At 41.1% G+C, this 25,227-nt stretch carries 22 protein-coding genes; 12 read left to right on the top strand and 10 right to left on the bottom strand.

All coding sequences use genetic code 11. From position 1 onward, the window contains the following. Positions 1 to 7: 7 nt before the first annotated feature. Both M1F14_RS08985 and M1F14_RS08980 read left to right on the top strand, forming a co-directional pair. Positions 8 to 952, top strand: coding sequence for an SPFH domain-containing protein (locus M1F14_RS08985; RefSeq protein ID WP_042848111.1), 945 nt, complete (start codon positions 8 to 10; stop codon positions 950 to 952). Continuing rightward, positions 949 to 1,428 (top strand): NfeD family protein, encoded by a 480-nt coding sequence (locus tag M1F14_RS08980; RefSeq protein WP_042848113.1) that lies wholly within the window; start codon positions 949 to 951, stop codon positions 1,426 to 1,428. Before M1F14_RS08985 ends, M1F14_RS08980 begins: the two co-directional genes overlap by 4 nt. Here M1F14_RS08980 and cueR read toward each other — a convergent pair. Next, the gene (gene cueR, locus M1F14_RS08975) at positions 1,382 to 1,792 is read right to left on the bottom strand and encodes a Cu(I)-responsive transcriptional regulator (protein WP_042848115.1); all 411 of its coding nucleotides are present in this window, start codon (positions 1,790 to 1,792) and stop codon (positions 1,382 to 1,384) included. The two genes, M1F14_RS08980 and cueR, sit on opposite strands and share 47 nt — an antisense overlap. Positions 1,793 to 1,909: 117 nt before the next feature. On the opposite strand from cueR, the gene copA reads away from it, so the two are divergent. From copA to M1F14_RS08950, 5 genes are all read left to right on the top strand, one after another. Beyond that, the gene (copA, locus tag M1F14_RS08970) at positions 1,910 to 4,852 is read left to right on the top strand and encodes a copper-exporting P-type ATPase CopA (protein ID WP_181468695.1); all 2,943 of its coding nucleotides are present in this window, start codon (positions 1,910 to 1,912) and stop codon (positions 4,850 to 4,852) included. 151 nt (positions 4,853 to 5,003) lie between these two features. Then, positions 5,004 to 5,585: an HdeD family acid-resistance protein gene (locus tag M1F14_RS08965; RefSeq protein WP_042848118.1), complete on the top strand. Its 582-nt coding sequence runs from the start codon at positions 5,004 to 5,006 to the stop codon at positions 5,583 to 5,585. Positions 5,586 to 5,755: 170 nt separating this feature from the next. Next, a complete protein-coding gene (locus M1F14_RS08960) occupies positions 5,756 to 6,553 on the top strand; it encodes a TraB/GumN family protein (protein ID WP_048608060.1) in 798 nt (265 codons plus the stop codon). Between the two features lie 29 nt (positions 6,554 to 6,582). After that, entirely contained in the window at positions 6,583 to 7,056 is a 474-nt protein-coding gene (ybaK, locus tag M1F14_RS08955) for a Cys-tRNA(Pro)/Cys-tRNA(Cys) deacylase YbaK (protein WP_042848122.1), read from the top strand. Positions 7,057 to 7,067: 11 nt separating this feature from the next. Beyond that, on the top strand, positions 7,068 to 7,355 hold the full coding sequence (locus tag M1F14_RS08950) for a hypothetical protein (RefSeq protein WP_042848125.1): 288 nt from the start codon (positions 7,068 to 7,070) through the stop codon (positions 7,353 to 7,355). A 42-nt stretch (positions 7,356 to 7,397) separates the two neighbouring features. Here M1F14_RS08950 and ushA read toward each other — a convergent pair whose 3' ends face one another. Further along, positions 7,398 to 9,068 (bottom strand): bifunctional UDP-sugar hydrolase/5'-nucleotidase UshA, encoded by a 1,671-nt coding sequence (ushA, locus tag M1F14_RS08945; protein WP_042848127.1) that lies wholly within the window; start codon positions 9,066 to 9,068, stop codon positions 7,398 to 7,400. Between the two features lie 256 nt (positions 9,069 to 9,324). On the opposite strand from ushA, the gene M1F14_RS08940 reads away from it, so the two are divergent. The 3 genes from M1F14_RS08940 to M1F14_RS08930 all read left to right on the top strand — a co-directional run bounded on the left by M1F14_RS08940 (position 9,325) and on the right by M1F14_RS08930 (position 13,489). Continuing rightward, entirely contained in the window at positions 9,325 to 10,548 is a 1,224-nt protein-coding gene (locus M1F14_RS08940) for an MFS transporter (RefSeq protein WP_042848128.1), read from the top strand. A gap of 286 nt (positions 10,549 to 10,834) precedes the next feature. Beyond that, positions 10,835 to 12,586 (top strand): YbaL family putative K(+) efflux transporter, encoded by a 1,752-nt coding sequence (gene ybaL / locus M1F14_RS08935; protein ID WP_042848129.1) that lies wholly within the window; start codon positions 10,835 to 10,837, stop codon positions 12,584 to 12,586. Positions 12,587 to 12,697: 111 nt separating this feature from the next. Then, positions 12,698 to 13,489 carry a hypothetical protein gene (locus tag M1F14_RS08930; protein ID WP_181468696.1) on the top strand — a complete coding sequence of 264 codons (792 nt, stop codon included), beginning with the start codon at positions 12,698 to 12,700 and terminating at the stop codon, positions 13,487 to 13,489. A gap of 68 nt (positions 13,490 to 13,557) precedes the next feature. On the opposite strand, the gene M1F14_RS08925 is transcribed toward M1F14_RS08930, so the two are convergent. The 4 genes from M1F14_RS08925 to M1F14_RS08910 form a co-directional block, all read right to left on the bottom strand. After that, a complete protein-coding gene (locus M1F14_RS08925; protein ID WP_042848131.1) occupies positions 13,558 to 13,908 on the bottom strand; it encodes a DUF1937 family protein in 351 nt (116 codons plus the stop codon). Between the two features lie 108 nt (positions 13,909 to 14,016). Next, positions 14,017 to 14,793, bottom strand: coding sequence for a DeoR/GlpR family DNA-binding transcription regulator (locus tag M1F14_RS08920; protein WP_042848132.1), 777 nt, complete (start codon positions 14,791 to 14,793; stop codon positions 14,017 to 14,019). 35 nt (positions 14,794 to 14,828) lie between these two features. Beyond that, positions 14,829 to 16,058, bottom strand: a complete 1,230-nt coding sequence (locus tag M1F14_RS08915) for an NAD(P)/FAD-dependent oxidoreductase (RefSeq protein WP_042848135.1) — start codon at positions 16,056 to 16,058, stop codon at positions 14,829 to 14,831. Beyond that, positions 16,055 to 17,455 (bottom strand): NAD(P)/FAD-dependent oxidoreductase, encoded by a 1,401-nt coding sequence (locus M1F14_RS08910; RefSeq protein WP_181468697.1) that lies wholly within the window; start codon positions 17,453 to 17,455, stop codon positions 16,055 to 16,057. The genes M1F14_RS08915 and M1F14_RS08910 overlap by 4 nt, the downstream gene beginning before the upstream one ends. 241 nt (positions 17,456 to 17,696) lie before the next feature. On the opposite strand from M1F14_RS08910, the gene M1F14_RS08905 reads away from it, so the two are divergent. Continuing rightward, positions 17,697 to 19,136: an FGGY family carbohydrate kinase gene (locus M1F14_RS08905; protein ID WP_181468698.1), complete on the top strand. Its 1,440-nt coding sequence runs from the start codon at positions 17,697 to 17,699 to the stop codon at positions 19,134 to 19,136. 20 nt (positions 19,137 to 19,156) lie between these two features. Next, on the top strand, positions 19,157 to 20,401 hold the full coding sequence (gene eutH / locus M1F14_RS08900; protein ID WP_042848141.1) for an ethanolamine utilization protein EutH: 1,245 nt from the start codon (positions 19,157 to 19,159) through the stop codon (positions 20,399 to 20,401). Between the two features lie 331 nt (positions 20,402 to 20,732). Here eutH and M1F14_RS08895 read toward each other — a convergent pair whose 3' ends face one another. The 4 genes from M1F14_RS08895 to adk all read right to left on the bottom strand — a co-directional run bounded on the left by M1F14_RS08895 (position 20,733) and on the right by adk (position 25,180). Then, positions 20,733 to 22,046 carry an inosine/guanosine kinase gene (locus tag M1F14_RS08895; protein WP_048608064.1) on the bottom strand — a complete coding sequence of 438 codons (1,314 nt, stop codon included), beginning with the start codon at positions 22,044 to 22,046 and terminating at the stop codon, positions 20,733 to 20,735. Positions 22,047 to 22,151: 105 nt separating this feature from the next. Next, on the bottom strand, positions 22,152 to 23,273 hold the full coding sequence (gene wzz(fepE), locus M1F14_RS08890) for an LPS O-antigen length regulator Wzz(fepE) (RefSeq protein WP_225832991.1): 1,122 nt from the start codon (positions 23,271 to 23,273) through the stop codon (positions 22,152 to 22,154). Between the two features lie 123 nt (positions 23,274 to 23,396). After that, positions 23,397 to 24,362, bottom strand: a complete 966-nt coding sequence (gene hemH / locus M1F14_RS08885; RefSeq protein ID WP_071548528.1) for a ferrochelatase — start codon at positions 24,360 to 24,362, stop codon at positions 23,397 to 23,399. A gap of 173 nt (positions 24,363 to 24,535) precedes the next feature. Next, positions 24,536 to 25,180: an adenylate kinase gene (adk, locus tag M1F14_RS08880; protein WP_004913624.1), complete on the bottom strand. Its 645-nt coding sequence runs from the start codon at positions 25,178 to 25,180 to the stop codon at positions 24,536 to 24,538. Positions 25,181 to 25,227: the final 47 nt, after the last annotated feature.

The raw sequence follows: 25,227 nt of genomic DNA, 5'->3' as shown, positions 1-25,227 counted from the left end.
GGTCGATATGGACTTGTTCGCCTATGGTGCAATACCGATTATCATTTTTGTCGCTATCGTTATTGTTTTTACCTGTGTTAAAACAGTGCCTCAAGGTTTCCAATGGACTGTAGAGCGCTTTGGTCGTTACACCCGTACCTTACAACCAGGCTTACATATCATCGTGCCATTTATGGATAAAATAGGCCGTCGTATTAATATGATGGAACAAGTCCTTGATATCCCATCTCAAGAAGTCATTTCTCGGGATAACGCCAACGTCACTATCGATGCCGTGTGCTTTATTCAGGTCGTAGACCCTGTTCGTGCAGCTTATGAGGTCAGTAATCTAGAGTTATCCGTACTGAATTTAACCATGACCAATATTCGTACTGTATTAGGTTCAATGGAACTTGACGAAATGCTGTCTCAACGTGATTCTATCAATACTCGCTTATTACATGTCGTTGATGAAGCAACTAACCCTTGGGGGGTTAAAATCACCCGTATTGAAATTCGTGATGTCAAACCACCAAAAGAACTTATCAGCGCGATGAATGCACAAATGAAGGCTGAACGGACTAAGCGTGCTGATATTTTGGAAGCTGAAGGGGTTCGTCAAGCGGCTATTTTAAAAGCCGAAGGTGAAAAACAATCCCAAATCCTAAAAGCAGAAGGTGAACGCCAGTCTGCTTTCTTACAAGCAGAAGCGCGGGAAAGAGCCGCGGAAGCCGAAGCGAAAGCGACTCAAATGGTGTCCGATGCTATAGCCGCAGGGGATATGCAAGCGATTAACTATTTCGTTGCCCAGAAGTACACTGATGCGCTAACCAGTATTGGTTCCGCTGAAAATAGCAAAGTGATTATGATGCCATTAGAAGCTAGCAATCTAATGGGAGCAATCGGCGGAATTACAGAGCTGATCGGCGAAAGTAAAAAAGCCAACAATACCAAAAAACAGGTCGCAGAATGATAGAGCTTATCAGTGCTCAGCCGGCATGGTTTTGGCTGTGTCTTGGTGGGCTATTGCTAATTGCCGAACTACTTGGTACTGGCGGTTATCTACTATGGTCAGGAATTGCCGCTGTTGCCGTCGGGTTACTCACTTGGTTACTGCCATTTCTTGGTTGGGAATGGCAAGGAATTTTATTCGCCGTATTAACGGTTGTGTCTGCCGTTTTATGGCGTAAGTGGTTAAGTGGGCGAAAGAAAACGACTGCCGATGACGTCAATCAAATTAGTCACCAACTGGTTGGCTTCAAAGCACGTTTATTAACCGATACTGAAGAGGGCTATAGCCGCATACGCCTTGCCGATGGCAGTTGGCGTGTTTATAGCGACGTCCCTCTTTCTGTAAACACTGAAGTGGTCGTCGTTGCCGTTGATGGTATCACTTTGAAAGTTAAGCCTTCTGAAGGTGACAACAACTACGCGCCAAATGGTCAATAATTGGGCAGTCAGCACCATCATCCCCGGGGCACACATCGACAAGCTCTTGTAATGTATCTCGAATAGCAGACAATTTTACGATTGTCTGCTCTATTTCATTTATCTTAGCAATAGTTGTGCTTTTTACATCCGCACTATGTCTGCTGGGGTTACGGAATAACCCTAACAGCTCGCCACATTCATCCAGTGTAAAGCCAACATCTTTTGCTTGTTTGAGTAACACAAGTTCATTCAAGTGCCTCTCTTGATAATAGCGGTAGCTATTCTCCCCCCTTTCTGGTGGAGTAATTAGCCCTTTCTCTTCATAAAAACGAATCGCTTTTGCAGTTAGGCCAGTTTTTTTGGCAATTTCACTAATATTCATAATTCCTCTTGACCTTAACCTTGCTGGAAGGTGTAACCTTTGCATATCGACGAATTATAGACCAAATTAAAGATAAAATTATAGACCCATTTACTAAAAGGGTTTGGAGGCTGGAAAATGAGTAATAAAGTTATATTGAAATTACAAGGGCTAAGCTGCATGCATTGCGTCAGTTCAGTCACTAAAGCATTGGAAAGTCGTGATGATGTGGCTAACCTTAAAGTTACCATCGACTATGCTGTTTTTGACAGTGATACCGATGCAACTGATTTTATTCCTACAATCACCGACGCTGGCTATGAAGCTACAGTCGCAACAACCCCTGACGTACAATTACAGCTTTCCGGTCTAAACTGCATGAAATGTGCAGGTAAAACCCAGCAAGCACTTGAATCCGTTGATGGTGTTGCCGTCGCAATTGTTGATACCACGCATGCAAAAGTCTATGGAACCGCTGATCCACAAGCTTTAATTAGCGCGGTTCAGCAAGCCGGTTATCATGCGGAGCTTGCACTACCTAATACAACAACACTAGCTCTTTCTGGCTTAAGTTGCATGAAATGTGCAGCGAAAACGCAACAAGCTTTAGAAGCCGTTGAGGGGGTTGAACGTGCTGAAGTTGATACTAAATCGGCTGTTGTTCACGGTCATGCTTCCGTTGATGCACTAATTAGTGCAATTGAAGGAGCAGGATATCAAGCATCCCTCAGTCAAGAAGGTTCTGAATCCCCAAAAACTGAGCCGCTGACGATAGAAACTGAACAGCCGGAAGCTGATTCAGCGGCAATATGTGATATTCCGGCACAGCAGTCTGATTTAGATGAACAACCTGACATAACACCAACCGATGACAGTGTTCAATTATTATTAGACGGGATGACTTGTGCCAGTTGTGTCAGTAAAGTGCAAAAAGCATTAAATAGCGTCCCAGGTGTTGAGAATGCACGTGTAAATTTAGCTGAACGCAGTGCGTTAGTTACAGGAACCGCAGTCCCTGAAGACCTGATTAACGCCGTCATAAAAGCCGGTTATGGCGCTGAAATTATTCAAGATGAAGCAAAACGCCGCGAACGACAGCAAGAAGTGGCGCAGGGAAATATGCGTCGTTTTCGCTGGCAATCAGCGTTAGCACTCTCTCTTGGTATCCCAGTGATGGTCTGGGGGATGATGGGCGATAATATGGTGCTCACTGAGCAAAACCATACTATTTGGCTAACCATTGGTCTGTTAACCCTTGCCGTCATGGTGTTTGCAGGCGGCCACTTTTACCGTAATGCATGGCAAAGCCTAAAAAATGGCAGTGCCACAATGGATACCCTAGTTGCACTAGGAACAGGTGCAGCTTGGCTTTACTCTATCGTCGTCAATATTTGGCCAGAGTGGTTTCCTGATCAGGCAAGGCACCTTTATTACGAAGCCAGTGCAATGATTATCGGTCTGATTAACCTAGGCCATGCGCTAGAGCAACGTGCTCGTCAGCGTTCATCAAAAGCTCTCGAAAGGCTATTGGATTTAACGCCCCCCACTGCCCGTGTCGTCACAGAGCAAGGCGAAGTGGATATGCCATTAGAGCAGGTGACAAAAGGGATGGTGTTACGCTTAGCGACGGGCGACCGCGTACCTGTCGATGGTGAAATCATTGAAGGAGAAGTCTGGCTAGATGAAGCAATGCTAACTGGTGAGCCAATCCCTCAGCAAAAAAGCAAGGGTGACCAAGTCCATGCAGGTACTGTAGTTCAGGATGGAACTGTGCTATTTCGCGCAGCAGCTGTGGGGAGTCAAACTACCTTAGCTCGTATTATTTATCTTGTTCGCCAAGCACAAAGCAGCAAACCACAAATCGGCCAACTTGCTGACCGTATTTCTGCGGTGTTTGTGCCTATCGTCGTGGCTATTGCTTTGATTTCAGGTGCCATCTGGTACTTTGTTGGCCCTGCCCCACAAATTACCTACGCACTGGTCATTACCACCACGGTACTTATTATTGCTTGTCCTTGTGCCTTAGGTTTAGCGACGCCTATGTCCATTATTTCAGGCGTAGGTCGAGCTGCTGAATTTGGTGTCTTAGTGCGTGATGCAGATGCGTTACAACAAGCCAGTGAATTAGATACCATAGTATTCGATAAGACAGGTACATTGACTGAGGGTATGCCACAAGTTACCGATATCCATGTATTTAATGGTTATGAACAAGATACCGCCTTACAACTGGCGGCCTCATTGGAAAATGGTTCTAATCACCCATTAGCACGTGCGGTATTAGCCCGAGCAAAAGGCTTAACATTACCAACCAATGAGCAATTTAGGACTCTCGCAGGCCTTGGTGTCAGCGCCATCATTAATGGGCAAACCATTTTATTAGGCAACCAAAAGCTGTTAACACAAAATAATATCGACACCCGCGATATTGAAGAGACATTGCATCAACAAGCAACTCAAGGTGTAACACCTGTCATGTTAGCGGTGGATGGCAAAGTCGCTGCACTATTATCTATCCGTGACCCATTACGTGAAGACAGCATAAGTGCGCTGGCGCGTTTACATAAACAAGGTTTCCGTTTAGTCATGTTAACTGGCGACAACCCAGTAACCGCCAATGCGATAGCCAAAGAAGCGGGTATTGATGAAGTTATCGCCGGCGTAATGCCTGACGGTAAATCAGCAGCAATCGAAGCCTTACAAGCCAAAGGCCACAAAGTGGCGATGGTCGGTGATGGTATCAATGATGCCCCTGCTCTAGCCCGAGCTGACGTTGGTATTGCGATGGGTGGCGGTAGTGATATCGCGATTGAGACCGCATCCATTACCTTAATGCGCCAAAGCTTACATGGCGTTGCCGATGCAGTGTCTATTTCAAAAGGAACACTGCGTAACATGAAACAAAACCTGTTTGGTGCCTTTGTTTATAACACATTAGGCATTCCAATCGCGGCGGGTATTTTATACCCAATTACGGGGACTTTACTTAACCCTGTCGTTGCAGGTGCAGCAATGGCCTTATCATCCATTACCGTGGTCAGTAACGCCAACCGCTTATTACGCTTTAAACCTGAGAAATAACCCTGTAAGGAGAGGAAATTGATTTCCTCTCCTTTTATCCATTCTCACAGAAAATGCTTTATGCAGTAAAATCTTATTATCTTATATGTTATTAATTGAAAGCGAAGTCTATAATGTTAAATATCCCGTTATTTAATATTTGGAGTACAAAATGCTTAATATTGATAGTGATAAGCTCGCAAAACTCGCTAGTGAAGAGTTTAAAAAACAGCGCACCATTTTGTTAATATTATCTTTTTTACTATTAGCAGGTGGGATTTTTTGTATTATTAACCCAATGATATCTGGTATCGCCGTCAGTACAGTACTAGGTGTTTTGCTTATTATTGGTGGTGTTGGCGCAATTGTGAGCATCTTAAGCACCGTTATTTACACGGGGTGGTCACGCTTATTTGGCTTTATTATTGGGCTAATCTATATCATTGTTGGCTATTCCTTTATCAAAGACCCGCTCCAAAGTCTAATTGCTCTCGCCATTTTTGTAGCCGCTCTTTTTATTATTGGTGGTGTTATTCGGCTATATGTTGGCTTCCAACAAATCAGCTCCGCTAGCGGTTGGTTGCAAATTATTATTGGTCTTTTAGATTTCTTTATCGCCTATCTACTCATCGGAAACGGCCCAATTACGTCAATCACTTTACTGACAACATTGATTGGTATTGAAATGGTATTTAGTTCCTTTAGCTTATTTACGTTGTTAAGCGTGTTTAAAAATATCAATAAGCAAAGTTAATCACTGATAATGCCTCTATTATAGAGGCATTATTTCCTCGGTTTTATCCACCCTTTATTTAATCACTTTTAATGACAAACACACTAAAAATGCGCAATTGACGTTCAACATTCGCAAAATGACCAAAGATTGTTTAACCTAGTTGTCTAACTAAGAATTGGGTAGGGAACATGGGAAAACTTATCGAAAATTTAAAAAATTGGCTCCATATGGAAACTGCGCCAGTCTATCCTTATCCCGCCATTGATGTTCGACTATCAAAGCACCTCAAACTGCACATAGTGGGCAGTATTCATATGGGAACAGAAAATATGTTTCCCTTATCTAGCGTACTATTAGACAAACTTAACCAAGCAGATGCATTGATTGTTGAAGCGGATATTACTGATACCCACTCACCTTTTTCTGACGGTAATACTGAGCTACCTCCAGTCCAACAGCGGTTAACTGATAAAGAGTTCAGTCTTTTCTTACAGTCTTGCCAAGAAATACACCAATCACCTGAACGCTTTGATGCACTACCTTCATGGCAAATCGCATTGATCTTACAAGCAACACAAGCCCAAGAACTGGGTTTGCGCGGTCATTATGGCATAGACTATCAATTACTCCGCAGTGCCCAATCGCAGAATAAACCTATTATCGAGCTTGAGGGAACCCATTCCCAAGTTGAATTGTTGCTTTCCTTGCCTAATAATGGGCTTACGTTATTACAAGACTCACTGGTTCACTGGCGAGAAAACGCACGTTTACTGCAAACCATGATAGGTTGGTGGCTAGATTACCAACCCAATAATCGAACGATTCTCCCAAATACCTTTAGCGAAGGGACATATCAAGTATTAATGAATCAACGTAATGCAGATTGGGGAAAGAAGCTCAAAGCGCTCCCTGATGGAAATTATGTTGTCGCCGTGGGCGCATTGCATTTATTTGGTGAAAATAGTCTTGTTGAATATTTGCGTTAGTAAGTCATAACTCAATAAAAGGCAAAAGAATGACTCCAGCCGTTAAATTACTCGAAAAACAAAAAATTCAATTTACACTGCATCCCTATGAACATGACCCCAATGAAAGTAACTTTGGTGATGAAGCAGTGCGTAAGCTCGGGTTAGATGCCAAACAGGTATTTAAAACACTCTTAGTCGCCTTAAATGGTGACCAAAAAACATTAGCCGTTGCTGTCACCCCTGTTTCAGGTCAATTAGATTTAAAGTTAGTCGCCAAAGTATTTAAAGTAAAAAAAGTTGAAATGGCCGACCCTCAGATAGCCCAAAAAACAACGGGGTATTTGCTTGGGGGGATTAGCCCATTAGGCCAAAAGAAGCGTCTGCCCACCGTTATCGATGACCAAGCACAACAATATGCGACGATGTTTATTTCTGGGGGAAAACGTGGATTAGATATTGAACTCGCCCCCACAGACCTCGCTAACGTACTGAATGCCACCTTTGCTGAAATTCGCAAGTAGCTGCTGATTTAATGTTTCCCGTTACTATTGAATGGGTATTAACTAAAAATGGTGGTAGAAAACAACTACCGCCAATCGGGCTCTATTATGCAGTCGCTCACTTCGATATCCCTAACAGTAAAAATTGGAGTGTAGTATTTCAACTTGAAATCCACTTAATAAATAGCCATCAGTTGTGGTTAACACAAGGAAAAGTTCGTTTCCTTGTTGACCATGCACCTAATGACTATTTTAAGCACTTATCTACTTTCAAGATCTTTGAAGGACCACGTTTAGTGGCAAATGTATTTTTGCGATAAAAAAGCCCCATATAAATGGAGCTTTTCTACTGGTTTTATGAATTATTTATTGTTGTAAATAATTTCACCTTTAGGTTCATAGTCCGCGGCCTTCAGAGGGGAATGTTTTTCAATATACCCCTTGAGGACTTCTGCATCGACAAAACCTGTATTGACGTAGTTTGGATGGTTGTCGATCTTCGGATAACCATCTCCACCGATAGCATTGAAGTTTAATGTTGCCATGCGATAAGTTTTGCTAGGGTCAACAGGCTGACCATCAATTTTAACATCACTGATAGTGCCATCTTTATTCAGTGTTAAATTCACATTATAAAACTGACCATACGCACCCGCATCAGGCTTCATATTTGCCACAGCTGTCAAATAAGGGATCACTTCATCCCCTTTAAAATCAACATACACTAGCTCATTAGCAAACGGTTGAACTTTAAGGACATCTTTGTAGGTAATATCACCACTTTCAATAGAATCACGAACACCACCACCGCTCATGATGGCGAAATCGGCCCCTGCTCGCTCTTTTTGTGCAGCTAACAGAAGATGCCCCATATTGGTTTGAACAAAACGAACTTTACTGCGGTCACCTTCAAGTTTACCTTCAACTGACCCCACCTTCACACTAAGTTGCTTATCACCTTTTTCTTGGTAAGGCGTCAGAAGCTTGGTCATTTCAGGGTTGTGAGCTATTTCTTGCGTATAATAAACGCGCTCACTCGTGCCGTCTTCTTTCGTGATTTTTTTCTTTAAGTTAATTGGAATTAACTGGTAATGTTTCAGGGTAAACTTACCATTTTTAAATTCAAAATCAGCACGTCCGACATATTTACCCCATTCGTGTGCTTGAACAATCCAAGTCCCATTTTGGTTATCTGGCGCACAAGGCGTGCCTGGCACATAATCAGCTTGCTTGTAGTTTTTATTTTCTTGAGACATACAAACAGGGTCTTGTGAATGCCCCCCAACAATCATATCTAAATAACCCGCGGGTAAACTACGAGCCATTTCTACATCACCCGGCGCATTTGAACCATGATTGCCATCATCATAGTGCCCCATGTGGGTTGCGGCGATGATGATGTCTGGTTTTTCTGTTTCTCGTAACTCTTCGACGACTTTTTTCGCTTCATCAGCAGGTACGCGAAACTCAACGTCAGGGAAGTTTGCTGGGTTACCGATACGAACTGTATCATCGGTTGTTAGCCCCATCACGGCGATTTTTACGCCTTGCTTATCGAAAACTTGGTAAGGCTTAAATAAACGCTTACCTGTGCTTGCCTGATAAATATTGGCAGATAAGAAAGGAAACGTTGCCCATTTTTCTTGCTGGCGCAGAGTTTCCAAAGGATTATCAAATTCATGGTTACCCAATGCCATTGCATCGTAACCTACAAGGTTCATACCTTTGAAGTCAGGCTCTGCATCTTGCAGATCTGATTCAGGAACACCTGTGTTTATATCACCACCAGATAGCAATAAAACGCTACCACCCTGCTTTGCTACTTCATCGCGAATTTCATCAACCACTGTTTTCTGAGCTGCTAGCCCGTATTCGCCATGGTCATTATGCCAAAAGTGCCCATGATGGTCATTGGTATGCAAAATAGTGATATTATAGGTTTTATCTTTTTCCCACGCATTTGCCATAGTGGCGGGTATTAACGCTAATGATACCGTCAATGCACATGCGGATGCCTTAAATGTAAACCTCATACATTTCTCCCTGCTGGTATAGGAATTTTAATTGACTAATATTAGATTATAGCTTGTCATGACCCTCAGTTTTATAGCACAAAAATATGAACAGGATTTGATACCTATTGCAGAATAAGAAATTCGTTTCATAAAAATGAGATCGCCATCAAATAAATCACTGGTGTTATTTTTTCATGTGACTTATTTATTCATTTAAATAAATTGTATTTCAGCTATATTGATAACAATTATGTAACACAGAAAGTTGATAATTATGAGTGAGCAAACCACAACCCCAAATAACACGAATCCATCAAAACCACTGAATAAAACTGGGAAAACTGTTTTTAGTATTCTAACTGCTATCAGTGTTTCTCATTTACTCAATGATATGATCCAATCGTTGATATTAGCGATTTACCCTTTGTTGCAAGCTGATTTCTCATTGAGTTTTGCCCAAATAGGGATGATCACCTTGACCTATCAGATTACGGCTTCATTATTGCAGCCTATCATTGGGTACTATACCGATAAGCACCCACAGCCGTATTCATTGCCGATTGGAATGACCTTTACCCTAACGGGGCTTATTTTGCTCGCAATGGCTGAAACTTTCCCTACCATTTTGCTCGCTGCCGCTTTAGTCGGAACCGGCTCTTCGGTCTTTCACCCTGAGTCTTCGCGTGTTGCTCGTATGGCATCAGGGGGGCGTCATGGCCTCGCTCAGTCCTTTTTCCAAGTTGGCGGCAATTTAGGCGCTTCTTTAGGACCATTACTCGCGGCTTTAATTATAGAGCCTTATGGGAAAGGGAATATTGGCTGGTTTTCATTAGCGGCATTACTCGCCATCGTCATTTTATTACAAGTCAGTAATTGGTATAAGCAACAGCACCGTGCTGCAAGTAAAAAACCCGCTTCTACCGCTGATATTAACGTGTTACCACGTAAAGCGATTATTGGTTCACTAGCAGTATTGTTAGTGTTGATTTTTTCCAAATATTTCTATTTGGCCAGTATTAGCAGCTATTACACTTTTTATCTGATCGATAAGTTTGGTGTTTCTGTGCAAAACGCCCAGATCCACTTATTTGTTTTCTTATTCGCAGTTGCAGCAGGCACCATGATTGGCGGCCCTATTGGTGACAAAATAGGGCGTAAATACGTTATTTGGTTCTCAATCCTCGGAGTTGCACCTTTTACCTTAATTTTACCTTATGCCTCACTGTATTGGACTGGTATCCTTACCGTGATTATCGGGATGATTTTAGCCTCCGCTTTTTCTGCTATTTTGGTCTATGCGCAAGAACTAATCCCCGGTAAAACAGGCATGGTGTCAGGGTTATTCTTTGGTCTCGCTTTTGGAATGGGAGGCGTCGGTGCTGCCGTCTTAGGGCATATCGCTGACTTAACCAGTATAGAACAAGTTTATCATTATTGTGCTTTCCTACCATTACTTGGCATTTTTACAGTATTGCTGCCGAATATCGGTCACAAATAGATTTATTTTGTTATATTTCCCACACTTACCTAAAAATAAGTGTGGGTCTTTCTCACCACATTAGAGATAAATTCCAGATAAAAATCCCATAATCTTATCGTTTGTAACGATTTAGCACCCTTAAAGCGTCTTTTTTTTAAAAACATTTCATTTTTTTAAGGAAATTTTTCTCAAAAAAAGTTAAAATATAAAAACATCGCATTTGCATTTTAAAATGAAGGCCTCATTTTAAAAGTCAACGGCATGTACCCACCTATTATTATTTATACTAATCAGAGGAGACTAAATGGAGCATTCAACGCCCTTAATCACAACCATTGTTGGTGGTCTCGCCCTTGCATATGTGTTAGGTATGATCGCACAGCGATTAAAAATCTCCCCTTTAGTTGGTTACCTTGCAGCAGGTGTTCTCGCAGGCCCATTTACGCCAGGGTTTGTTGCGGATGCGGCTCTTGCACCCGAGTTAGCTGAAATCGGTGTTATTTTACTGATGTTTGGGGTTGGCCTACATTTTTCACTGAAAGATTTACTCGCCGTTAAATCCATCGCCATTCCTGGGGCAATTGCACAAATCGCAGTAGCCACCTTACTTGGTCTTGGGTTATCCCTATTGTTCGGCTGGGGGATCTTTACGGGTATTGTTTTTGGTCTTTGTCTTTCGACCGCCAGTACTGTGGTATTACTTCGTGCATTAGAAGAACGGCAACTGATTGAAAGTCAACGTGGGCAAATTGCGATTGGCTGGCTGATTGTGGAAGACTTAGCCATGGTATTAACCTTGGTCCTACTCCCCGCAGCCGCTGCCATCATGAATACCGATGACGCAAGCTTTAGTGAATTAGCATTAGGCCTAGCTTGGACTATCGGGAAAGTTGTTCTATTCATCTTCATTATGATAGTGATTGGCAGAAAGGTCATTCCATGGATTTTATCGCGCACCGCTTCTACGGGGTCTCGTGAACTATTTACCCTTGCAGTACTTGCGCTAGCATTAGGTATTGCCTACGCAGCAGTCGCGATTTTCGACGCTTCATTCGCTCTTGGTGCTTTCTTTGCTGGGATGGTATTAAACGAATCAGAATTGAGCCACCGCGCAGCACAGGATACCTTACCATTACGTGATGCATTTGCTGTTCTGTTCTTTGTCTCCGTCGGGATGCTATTTGACCCAGTCGTACTTATTGAACAACCTTTAGGCATTCTTGGTGTACTCGCCATTATTATCATTGGTAAATCTGCGGCAGCATTAGCACTAGTCAGGATGTTTGGCCATTCACGGCGAACCGCCTTAACCATATCAGTTAGCCTTGCACAAATCGGTGAGTTTGCATTTATCTTAGCAGGTATGGGCTTAACACTCGGTGTCATGGATAAAGACGCGCAGAACCTTGTGTTAGCAGGGGCAATTGTCTCTATTATGCTTAACCCTGTGTTATTTACTTTATTAGATAAATACCTCGAAAGTACCGAAACCATTGAAGAACAACTTCTGGAAGAAACGCTGGAAGAAGAAACTCAAGTGCCTGTCGATATTTGTGGCCATGCCATCATTGTCGGTTATGGGCGTGTAGGCGGTATGCTAGCAGACAAACTACGTAGAAAAGAAATCCCTGTTGTTGTCGTTGAAGATACTCGAGCAAGGTTTGAAGAGCTGGCCGAAAATGGCTTTAGTGCGATTTTAGGTAATGGCGCGAATAAAGACATTATTAGCCTTGCCCGCATCGAATGTGCCAAAACGTTACTGCTAACCATTCCTAATGGTTATGAAGCAGGTGAAATTGTGGCAACAGCTAAAGAAATGAACCCTAACATTACTGTGATTGTTCGTGCTCACTATGATGACGAAGTCAGCTTTATCAAAGAACGCGGTGCTGACCATATCATTATTGGTGAACATGAAATTGCCAAATCAATGGCGACACTCATGTGCCACGATGTAGAGGAATTTGGCTGTTCTGTCGATGATTTTATTGATGGTGACAACGATAAAAAAGGTGAAGGCAAGAATTTAGCGGAATACCTAAAACCTAGCCACTAGAGCCTTATTCCCCCTTTAAAGCCGTAACTCGAGTTACGGCTTTTTTACACAAACTTTTTGATTACACCTTCTATATTATTTCCTACTCGTTAAAATTCAGGAAAATAATAAATGAAAAAAAACCACCTGCTTTGCTTATTGTCATTATTTATTTCATCGGCTTATGCAGTAGATGACTGTCGTGATGAGTTACGAAACACACATCGTGAAAACTTGCATTTAATGACTCAAAAGATAGTCTATGGCCCTATTAAATCAATAAAGTCAGTAAGCTATGCATCAACTCCCACAGGCTCGCCTCTAGATACAAAAACGCTACAAATGCAGTTTTCAACTTGTAGTGCTTTAGAAAGCTATCAAAGTGAGTCAAAATGGTTTTTAGACAAAGAACTAAACTCATCACTAAAGAGAACCATCCAAAAAAATCCAACCTATGAAATGGTAAATATTATTTCATTCGGCCAGCCAATACAGAGTATCGAAGGTAAGTTCACCTTTGAGCAAGACCCATCCGGGAAAATATCCACAATCAAAACCCATGACCAAGCAGGTAATGACTATACAGTCAGTACCACGTACAAAAATGGCAAAATAGATTCCACAAAGGGCTTTACTGAAGGAGTCGAGGTATTTTACCAATATTCCTATGATGACCAAGGAAAACTTGTCTCAATGGTCGGTAATTCAGGGCAAGATATCCGCCAGTTTAGTTATGACACTCACGGTTTTTTTAAACAAGAAATACGTAAAATCAAACTCAATAATGAGGAAGTCTCCACCACTATTGAGTGTTTAGAAACTGATAAATTTGGTAACTGCCTAACAGAAAAGTTAACGAATTCACGTAGTAATCTACCTGATACTTTAATTGAAACGTTCAAATATCAGTACGAATATTATTAAATAATTGGCATAAATAAAAAGTCCATAACAACAATAGGTTATGGACCGATTTATTTTATGGCTGGAAATTATTTTTCCATTTGAGCCTTAAACTCGTCGCCAGTCCAAACAGGCAAGCCTTTATCTTTAAAAAATTGAATTTCTGCCGCAACACCACCACTCTTTTCCCAGCCGGGTAACGTCAATACAATTAACCCATCACAACGTTTCAAGAATTCCATATCGATGGAAGACCAAGCCACTTTTTGTCCTTGTGTTGCAAGAAATTGATTTATTGGATGAGTCATTGTGATCTGGCTATAAGTTGCAATCCCTTGAAGGGCGAGTTCAGCGGCAAATTTTGTACACTCCTGAAAGCGCATTTCCACAACATTGCTATCAGGGTCTGAGTAAGGGCAAGCAATAAAATAAAGGCTCATAATAATTCCTAGTGTTGGCAATAACGTATTTTGGATAAAGTAACCCTATAAAAAATAATTCATTATTTTCCATAGGGAGAACTAAAATTTAATTTTTAAAACTACAGCTTATTCAAGCTCTGCAATAATAATCTTTGTTTTTGGTCGTTTTTTATTTTCAGGTAATTTAAAGTCTTTGCTGGTTGTCACTAAATAATCAATATTATCCCAACCTGTAACAAAATTAATGGCATGCTTATTGGCTTTTGTGCCGTCCGCTAATACCATTAATTTGTCACTATTTTCCATCATTTTTTGCGCAATAGCAGCCTCATCAACGTGTTGATCCATAACCCCATGTAATGAATGAATAGCCCCTGCACCTATAACCGCATAATCAGCAAAAAATTCAGCAATATTCTTTAGCGCAATAGCCCCTAAGCAGGCATTTTGCGCTGCATTAAATTGCCCACCAATTAAAATAGTTTCAATTGTTGGGTTTTCCTGCAATATATTCGCTAATAGCGGTGAGTTAGTAATTATTGTTAGGTTATCAATTAGCTTTACTCGCTGGCTAAATTCAAATGTTGTTGTACCAAAATCGATAAACAACGTATCACCCGGTTTAATAAATTCAGCCGCTTTCGCTGCAATCGCTTTTTTTTCATCAACCGCGGCTTGAGCCCTTTCAGTAAAATTACGTTCAAACTTTGACTGAATATTAACTGCGCCACCATGAATTTTCTTAAGTAATTTTTGAGTTTCGAGCTTACTCAGATCTCGACGGATAGTTTCTTGCGCGACATTAAAATGCTTTGCGAGCTCTTGTACATACACCTGACCCTGAGTAGAAAGTAACTCAATGATGGTTTGATGACGTACTTTTGAGGAACGCCCTTCACACATAGTTTAACCCTTCTTGACCATTTACATTTCTAGCACTATACAACAGCGATACTAATTTCAGTAGCATCTCGTTGTATTTTTGTTAAATCGATATTTTTCAGCAAAATACGCCTAGTTGGCAAACCTCGATGGTGCTTTTCATATAATAATGTACTGCCAGCCATAACCTTAATAGTGCCATTCACCGCGTGCTCGACTTTAATATTAAAATTAATTTTATTTATTGAATTATCATTAATATCAATGCAAGCAGGCACACTAAAGCAAATTTTATCATCCAGATGCACTGGGAGCCGTTGAGTCTCTTTTAGTTGCTGTTGGTGATGATTCGCCAGTAGGTCATCTGCAATCTGTTCACCTACCCAAAGCCCCTCTTGGTAACACTGATCACCCATATCTGCAGGGTGTAACATATTACCAGCAGCATAGTAGCTCGTATCAGAGCAACGACCCCGTTGGTCCGTTACAGGTTTGCCTGTCGCCGCATCATAATCAAGGTGGCTTTTGCGAATTAATGTATTTTCCCCAACAAATTGCCCAGTAAAAATGACCGAATCACACATAATTTTGTGAGTTTTACCGGCACTTTCAACTACCACATACTCTACACGCTCTAATCCACCAATTTCAGTAATTTGGCTATTAAGAAACACTGGCGTTCCCATTGCTTTGGCAAATAATGTGGCTGGCTTAAAGGCCAAAATGCGATCACCACTTTCAATCATAGCCTGCGCTTTAACGCCTGCATTTTTTAGTGTCCATAAAGCAGAAAAGCTTACCAGTTCGCTCCCCACAATAACTGGGTTACGACACGGTTTTTTACCATTAAGATACACAAATTGCTGTAATGCCCCCGCAGTGATAATACCTTGGGGACGCAACCCTGATACCAAGCGTGGATGCCTTGGTGTCTCCCGCACTCCTGTTGCAATTAAAACACGTTTTGCTTGCGCCTCTACAAGCCCATCAGGAGTAGAAATGGTTAAATGCCCATTAGGGTGAAGCTGAGTCACCGTACTACGGGTAAAGATAGGCGTGTCTCCCAGTTGAGCTACAATCTTTTTAGCGAACTGGTTCCCTTTCATTGGGCGCTTAAAGGCAAGTACCCCAAACGTTGGGTGCTGGCAATGACGCGGAACCCCGCCAGCATCAGCTTCACGTTCAATGATAGCAACACGTTGAATACCGCGACGGCGCAACGAATACGCAGCAGCAACCCCAGCAGGCCCTGAGCCTATGATAACCACATCATAATTCAAACTCATTTTACTGACTCCACTGCTAATGTATGGTCAAACCGGCCATTGATTATTTCTGCTACCTGACTGCTACAATAAAACCCATTACAACGCCCCATCATCACGCGCGTTCTACGTCGCAATGCCCCTAAGCATTCAGGCGGAATATCGGAGTCAAACGCAGCTTCAATTTCTCGCTGCGTAACAAGCTCACAGTGACATACGATGCCACCATTACTTTTACACTGATAATCCCGTTGGTGATATTCGGATATCATTGGCATTGTTGGCCAAATTAGCGTTTCTGGAGGAGAAAGCTCAAATAATGGCGTAAAGTGTTGTTGGTATAGTTTTGCCAAGTAGTTAGCAACACCTAAAGCAGAGGTTAACCCCGTTGAACGGATCCCGCCTGCGCATATCCAGTGTTTTTCAGGATAATCATTTATACGATAATGTTTTTCTTCTGTTGCAGGGCGCAGTCCCGCATAAGTTGCCGTTACACTATAATTATGTAATGAAGGTAACATCTGAGAGCCTTGGGCGATTAACCCCTCTAGCACTTCTTGTTTCACTTCCGCTTTCCAACGGTCATCCTGTTCTTCTGCTGTTGGGCCTAATAATAAGTTACCAAAAATAGTTTTTGATAATAGTACGCCTTTAGTTATTGCGGTTGGCACTGGTAAAATGATCGCATTAATATCGGCAGCGGCGGCTTTGTCATAAACCAAAAACTGCCCTTTGCGTGGTTTTATTTGGAATGGTGATGGGTGGCAGATCGACTCCACAATATCACCGTTAATACCAGCACAATTAATTACCAAACGGGCAGAAAACTCACCTTTTGATGTGGTTAAATCCCACACCCCATTGTTTAGCGAACCGTTTTTTACTTCACAATGAAAACGATATTCAGCACCATGTTTCACTGCTTGAGTTAAATAAGACAGTGGCGTACTCCAAGGGTCGATAACCGCTTCACCGGGGACATGAACCGCAGCCAGCGCGCCCTGAGCCAAATGTGGTTCTCGGCGATATAACTCCTCTTTATCGATGATTGCCACATCTAATACATTGTTAGTGTGTGCTTGCTCAACAATCGCAGGGAGTTTACTCAATTGCTCTTCATTCCATGCAACAACTAATGCTCCGGTTTCGAGTAACGGTAAATTCATTTTTTCTCTGATTTCAATGAATTCACGATACCCATCTTGCATACATTCAAGTTCCAGACTCCCTGGTGTGGCGTCAAAACCCGTATGTAATAGTGCACTATTTGCCTTACTTGCTCCCGAAAGAATGTCTCCACCACGCTCTAACAGCAGTGTTTTGGCACCCATTAGTGTAAATTTACGTGTCACAGCACAGCCAATGACACCACCGCCGATGACAATGACATCCCAAATTTTTTTATTATTAATATCCATGGCTGAGATCCTTAATTTCTAACTTGCACACATAAAACCACATAATTCCCACAACCACAACAAATAAAACAACACAAACCACAACATTAACAAAAATATTATTCACATTGTTACAATATTGTGAGTTTTATCACATTAGTGAAACTTATTGTGAGTTTTTTGTGGATTTTATTTCCGATTAAACGATAGTAAGCAAAAAAACAGACTAATTTACAACATTTACAACACTGGGAATATTGCGATGCTCAATCAACGTTATGCGGCTATCGATCAGGGAACAACGGGAACCCGGGTCGTTGTCTTTGAAGAAGGCGGCCATTATCACTCCCCAATGAGCATTCCTCATAAACAAATCACGTTGAACAGTGGTTGGGTAGAACATGACCCTGAGGAAATCTTGGCAAATATTATTAAATGCTTAAATAGCTGCGAGGTTGTTGATGCGATTGGTCTTTGTCATCAAGGTGAAAGCATTGTCGCATGGGATGCTCAAAGTAAGCGCCCTTTATACAATGCGATCGTTTGGCAAGATTTACGCACTGAAAAAACCATTTCACGACTGAAAGAAGCAGGCTTGGAACCACTAGTGCAATCTAAATCAGGTTTGCCACTAGACCCTTATTTTTCCGCCAGCAAAATGGGATGGATTATTGAGAATGTGGTGGGAGCGAAAACGCTAGCGGATAAAAACCAGCTACGGATAGGCACAATGGATGCTTTTTTCCTCGACCGTTTATGTGGTGTATTTGTCACTGACTATAATTCCGCATCACGAACCTCACTACTCAATATTCACACTTTAGAGTGGGATCAACAACTATGTGACATTTTTGGTGTGCCTATTCATTGTTTGCCACCTATTAAAGACAATATTGGTGATTTTGGTGCCATCAACCTCGATGGGCATTTAACCCCTGTCACGGCAATCATTGTTGACCAGTTTGCCGGCACATACGGTCATGGCTGCCGTGAAAAAGGGGATGCAAAAATTACTTTCGGTACAGGCGCTTTTTTACAAGCACTGACAGGGGCTGATATTCCTAAAACTCACGAAAGTGGATTATTACCAACCTTGTGCTGGAAATTTCCGGGTACACCTGCCGTTTTCGGATTAGATGGAGGGGTATATAACGCAGCATCAGCCATTAATTGGGCGCGTAAAATTGGCCTTTTCGACTCATTCGATGAACTCACCGATTTTAGAACTGAACCAGCAATTAAACGCGGCCTTGCATTCGTACCTGCATTATCTGGCTTAGGCTGCCCTTACTGGGATCGGAGTGCCGCGGGGTTATGGGCGGGGCTTTCTCTAGATACCGATAAAAAAGATATGATGCAGTCCGTTCTTGAAGGAATAGCAGCTCGTTCAGCGGAAGTTATTTTTGCAATGGAGCAAGTTTCACCTTTAGGTCAGTCAATTTCAGTCGATGGAGGGTTATCTTCAAATCAATACTTTAAGCAGTTTTTAGCCAATTTATTACAAAAAAATATTGAAGCACCAGCAAACCGTCAAGTAACAGCATTAGGCGCAGCCTTATTGGCTCGTAAAGGCCTAGGTATCACTCACGAAATGGCAGTTAGACGCAATGCAACCATAACACGCCCAGATGGAACCAACATGCAAGGCGTGATGGAACAGTATCGCGACATCATTGCCCGTTCTCGCCAATTAAGACACTAAAATAATAAAAGGACCCTACCATGGCTGAATTCGGAAATTACATTATCTATTTAATCATGTGTGGTGCGATTATAGGCGCAGTCGCATCTATTGTTAGACCAACAAGTGACCTCGGAAAAGAGTTTGTTAATGGTATATTCTCTATTGGTCCCGTTTTCCTTGCACAAGCAGGGATTATGGCAGCCGTACCATTACTATCACAGTTAATATCCTATGTGCTTGGCCCTGTTTTTTCATCTGTAGGGTCAGATGTTTCAATTGCTGCATTGTCAATTATTGCAGTCGATATGGGTGGCTATCAATTAGCTGATGCACTCACAACAAACCGCGATATGTGGATCACGGCCATGTTGATCGGCTATACCTCTGGTGCCACCATTGTTTATTTGATCCCTGTTGGTTTAACCATGTTAAATCGTAAAGATCATAAATATCTAGCACTGGGTGCGATGGCAGGTCTGATCTCGATCCCCTTTGGCGTACTCGCATCCCTGTTGTTAATTACATTCAATAATATTCCAGTTAGAGACATTATTTCGACTAACTCACCCGCAGCGCATCAATTAACCTTAGACTTCTTCACGATGTTGCAATACTTGATGCCACTGTTTGTATTCTGTTTCTTACTCGCTGCTGGGTTAAAATATCGCCCAATGCTAATGGTTACCGGTTTTTTAATTTTCGGTAAGATTATGGATGCATTTGTGAAATTAGTCTTAGCATTCTCTATTGTTGAGCATTTTACTGGCGTATTTAGTAAAGTCTTCGGTGCATGGGGCTTTGACCCACTGTTTGCAGATCAAAATGAGCTATTCCGTGCAATCGAAATTGCAGGTTATATTGGTATCATGCTGGCAGGGACATTCCCAATTTGTTACCTGTTCCAACGTTACTGTAAACCATTAGTTCGCGCATTAAGTAACCGTTTAAAATTGAGTGATACCGGTTCGTTAGGTTTTATTATGGTAATGGCAAACATCATTGCAACTTATCACTTATTCAAAGATATGCGTGCAAGAGATAAAGTATTATGTGTTGCATTCGGTGTTTGTGCACAGGCTACCATTGGTGATCACTTAGCCTTTACCGCAAATTTCCAACCCACGCTTGTTCTCCCCATTTTACTTGGTAAATTGGTCGGTGGGGCCTTAGCCGTATTTATTGCAATCAAAATATCAGTCCCTCAAGCTATGCGCTATGAAGAGGAAGATGCAAAAGAATCTGAAAAGGTGGAGGTAGAGCACCAACTTGCTACCACTAAATAAAAATAATTCACATTAGTTATGTTTATATAATTATTATTAGAGATTAGCTGCATTTGAAATGTCTATACCCATAAAGTAGGATGCAGCTTTTATTTATTCGTCGCTTTTAAATGCCAAAATTCATCCATTAACTACATTTAGTTAATGCCCCATAATTTATTTCTTGTCATCATTATTCACAATTTATCTCATAATTTGTTACTAATTAATTAATATATTAATCAATTAATATATAGATGTTATATATTGATATAAAAAACCCCAATATTTATATTGGGGTCAATTAACTTAACATACTTCAATAATATAAATATTGAATATCATTTTTAACTTAGCGATCCCAGTAGGATTCTTCCAAACTATCTTCTTTTTCAGGTAACCCGCGAGTTAACCGTGGTGAATGCTGTGTTAACACTTGATAACTAACACGATTAGCATACTTACACACTTGAGCTAAAGATGAATATGTTAAGTATTGGCGTTCATGTTTACTGGAGTTTGGGACGTTTGAACGGTGATAAGAATTTGCTGTGATATCATGGAGTAATGCAGATAATGCGCCGTCTCCTGCACCATTCGTATTCATTATTTTTTCCGGCCCCCCCATATAAGGTTCAATATGAGAAAAAATCCGTAATGGTACTTGGCAATCTTGCTGGCGCATTGCACGACTAAACTCATACAAATTAAACTCTGCAATCGCCCCTGGTAACAATGGGTGCTGTGTTGTACGTTTATAGCTTTCTTCTGTGTACCCAGCCATATACAACCCTGACGGCCCAGCGGTACAAAGCACTAAATCAACCCAATCTAAAGCCATATTCGAGGCTAATAGAGGATCACTTAAACCGGTTAGTTCTTGTGCTTCATCTTCGTTCATCGCGACTACTGAAATATGTTCGGCGAGAAAATCACGCCAAAACTGTGGGTCCTGAGCAATAACGAATTTAGTCCCCAAAGTTAATACCACTGGCACATTATGTTTTTTCGCATATGTAATGGCTTGCATCGTCGCTTCAGGCATAGTCTCACCTGGCTTACAACGTACTAAATAGGCCGTTAATACTAATGCAGAAGCCCCTGCAATAATATCTTCAGGGATACTACTAGGCTGTAAGCGGTTCATATGGCCAGGGCTAATAGCAAACGTCCGCTCACCATTTTCAGTAATTAGCGTGAAACAACGCCCAATAGGGCCATCAACACCTTGCAAGAAATTTAAATCCATACGGCTAGAGGTATGACATAAATAACGATAAGCATAACTGCCAATTTGGATATTGTTACACATTGTGCCTAACAGGACAGAGCGATCATCCGCTAAGACAGAATAATTATGCAATGTATTACCAATCGTACCACCCGCAAATTCATGTGTAATCAATGCGTTATCTGTTAATTCTTTATATAACGCCTCAGCAATAGCATCTTCTATAACCAGTGAGTGCCCTTTGCTTAATTGATAGCGTTGAATAAACTCATCATCCACTTTTGCTTCGATGTCGACCAAAGTTTGGTCGATACCAACAATATAGGATTTACAGTTTTCTTCATCAGCCAACGTTTCTTTTAGGGGCTGTAAAAGCGGATCTCTGAGACTAACAGGGAAGTAATGTTTTGACTTACGCTGACCGGGGAATTTCATAATTAGGAGATTAAAAATGGAACATCTCCCTATTCTAACACGATAAAGCTAAGCCAGCACCTCAAAAGAAAGTGCTGGCTTGATTACTATCATCTAGCTGAATAATTACACATTTTGCTGTTTATAATCACGATATAACTGGCGACTCAATACAAATGAACAGCTCAATATAAAGCCGAGAACTGCGCTCAATGCCACAATAAGCGATGATTTAGGTGAATCTTTTTGTAGTGGGAAATCCGGTGTCAAAATAAACATCACGGGTGCAAAGTCTAACTCCTTGCTCGTTAACGCATTAAGTTCATCAATATAAATTTGACGGTTCTGCAAGGTTTCGCTCATTAAAGCTAAATCACGGTTTTGTGTCTCAATGAGTAATTTCTTTTCTAAGGCTTCTGTACCAAGCGCAATTGGGTAGTCAGGGTCATCGTTGATCGTTACAGAATCACTCGCAATCGGTTTTTCTATCCCAGCAGCTTTCGCGATGTCAACAGCTCGCTTTAAGCGTTCAACTTTAACATCATATTCCGTTTGGATTTTACTGACTTCGCGTTTCAGTGATTCGCTAGCAAAGATCAACCGCTGAGAAACAGTGTTATCTATCTCAACTTTAATTTGCTGCCTCACTTTTGATGCACTATAGCGAATATACCCCTCAAGTAAGTCTTGTGCTTCGATAGGTAAAGACGCCGTAAACTTTAAAACAATGTCATTGGAGGTACTGTTTTTTTCTTTCGATTGGTCTTGAATTTGGATATCGTTGGTAATGATTTGATTCACTAACCGTTGTTGACTAGCAACATCATCTTTCGGTTCGATATTTTGCGCTAACTGCTGAAAATACCGTGTACTTTTTACATATTCGCTCTGGTTAACTTTTGAACGAAACTGATCAACAAACACGCTAAAAATGCGCTGAGCACTTAAATCAATAGGGATTTCTAGTGCGTCTAATTGCGCTTTTAATTTGTTTACTTCTTGGATGTTTTCAGATGTAGGAGGAATAACAATTGCTGTACTACTCCATTTTTGGGGTAAAAAGCTGACAATCCCCGCGCTCAACACAATACAGAAAGCAGTAAAAATAATAATTAAGAGCTTATGCTTTAATAAAATCGAAAATAATGCCATGAGGTCAATTTCATCATTCTGCTGTAAATGAAACTGAGGAGCAGTATTTGATTTCTGCTCTATATTATTGCCTCGTGGCGGTTGCTCATTGCTCATATTAATTCCAAAAGACATAAAATTTGTTTAATCGTTTTTAATTTCAGATAAGTTATTATAGTCTATAATCGAATTTTTGATATATCGATAAGCTAACTTTTTTGTATTAATTGTATGCATTGACTACTTTAATGCATCTTCAATTATTAAATTAATCATGCTAATACTATCTTGATTATCATTTAAAGCCGATATGTAATTATATTTATGACCACCACTGCTAATAAAGAACTCTTTATTTTGTTCGCTTATCTCTTCTAATGTTTCCAAACAATCAACTGAAAACCCAGGACAAATAACCTGAACTGATTTTACACCTTGGCTGGGTAATTCATGCATTGTTTTATCCATGTAGGGCATGAGCCAAGGCTCTCGTCCAAAACGTGACTGGTAAGTGAGTAACACGTTATCACTTGGATAATTTAAGGCTTCACGCAATGCCTGAGCGGTTTTTTCACATTCTTGCTGATAGATATCACCTGTATCACAATAACGCTTAGGAATGCCGTGGAAAGACAATACCAGCCTATCTGGTTCACCGTGCTTGGCAAAACTAGCTTCAATAGAAGTTACCAGTGCTTTAATGTACGCAGGATGAGTGGCATAACTCCGAATAAATTGAACTGACGGAATAGTACGTCGACCTTGAAATGCCCTTGTAACTGCATCATAAACCGCAGCAGTTGTGGTACATGAATATTGTGGATATAAAGGTAAGACCACTAAATCAGTAACCCCTTGCTCCATCAGGTTATCAATCGCAGTTTTAATTGATGGTGAACCGTAGCTCATCCCTATATCTACTGGAATATTAGGCAACAAAGCGGCTAATTTTTGCTTTTGGCGTAAAGAGTAAACCAATAATGGGGAGCCGTCTTCTAACCAAATAGATTGATATAATTTCGCGACTTTCGACGACCGAATAGGCAAAATTGCACCATATAGAATAGGTTTCCAAATTAGACGAGGTACATCAATAACGCGAGTATCACTAAGAAATTCTGCTAAATAGCGTCTAACTGCTGAGGTTGTTGGGGCATCAGGTGTTCCTAGGTTAGCCAATAAAATGCCGTATTTTTTTTCTGACATGAAACAACTCCTAATTGATAATCATTCCCAACATTAACATAGTTAAATAACTATTTTTATCACCAAGTGGTATAACAATAAAGGCAGCGATCTCGCTGCCTTATACTTGGCTTACACCCTTAATAATGCAAGTTACTGTTATACAGTAATAAGAAGCATAAGGAGTGCCAATATTAACCTAAAATTTTTGCTAATTCTTCACTAACTTCAGAAACTTTACGTGTACCATCCAATTTGAAGTACTTCGTATTACCTTGTTTTGCTTCATTTTGATAATAAGCAATTAAAGGAGCCGTTAATGCATGGTACTCAACTAAACGTTTACGTACGGTATCTTCTTGGTCATCTTTACGTATCGTTAATTCTTCACCGGTTACATCGTCTTTACCTTCCACTTTCGGTGGATTAAAGTTGATGTGGTAAACACGACCAGATGGTGCATGTACACGACGGCCAATGATGCGCTCAACGATGATTTCGTCTGGTACATCAAATTCAAGGACGTTATCAACGGTAATACCCGCTTCTTTCATGGCATCCGCTTGCGGAATTGTGCGAGGGAACCCATCTAACAAGAACCCATTACGGCAATCATCTTGTTTGATACGCTCTTTAACTAATGCGATAACCAATTCGTCAGTCACTAATTTACCGTTATCCATTAATTCTTTAGCTTGCAAACCAAGTTCGCTCCCTGACTTAACAGCTGCACGTAGCATGTCACCTGTTGAAATTTGAGGGATCCCAAACTTTTCCATAATAAATTGAGCTTGAGTGCCCTTACCAGCGCCTGGAGCGCCAAGCAGAATGATACGCATTGCGTAAACCCCTTGCTATTTAGATTTTTATAATTTGAAAAGAAAAC

The organism is Providencia sp. PROV003, assembly GCF_045040775.1.
Taxonomy (GTDB): domain Bacteria; phylum Pseudomonadota; class Gammaproteobacteria; order Enterobacterales; family Enterobacteriaceae; genus Providencia; species Providencia huashanensis.
Note: the sequence above shows the minus strand (reverse complement) of the source record. Positions and strands in the feature narration are given on the sequence as shown.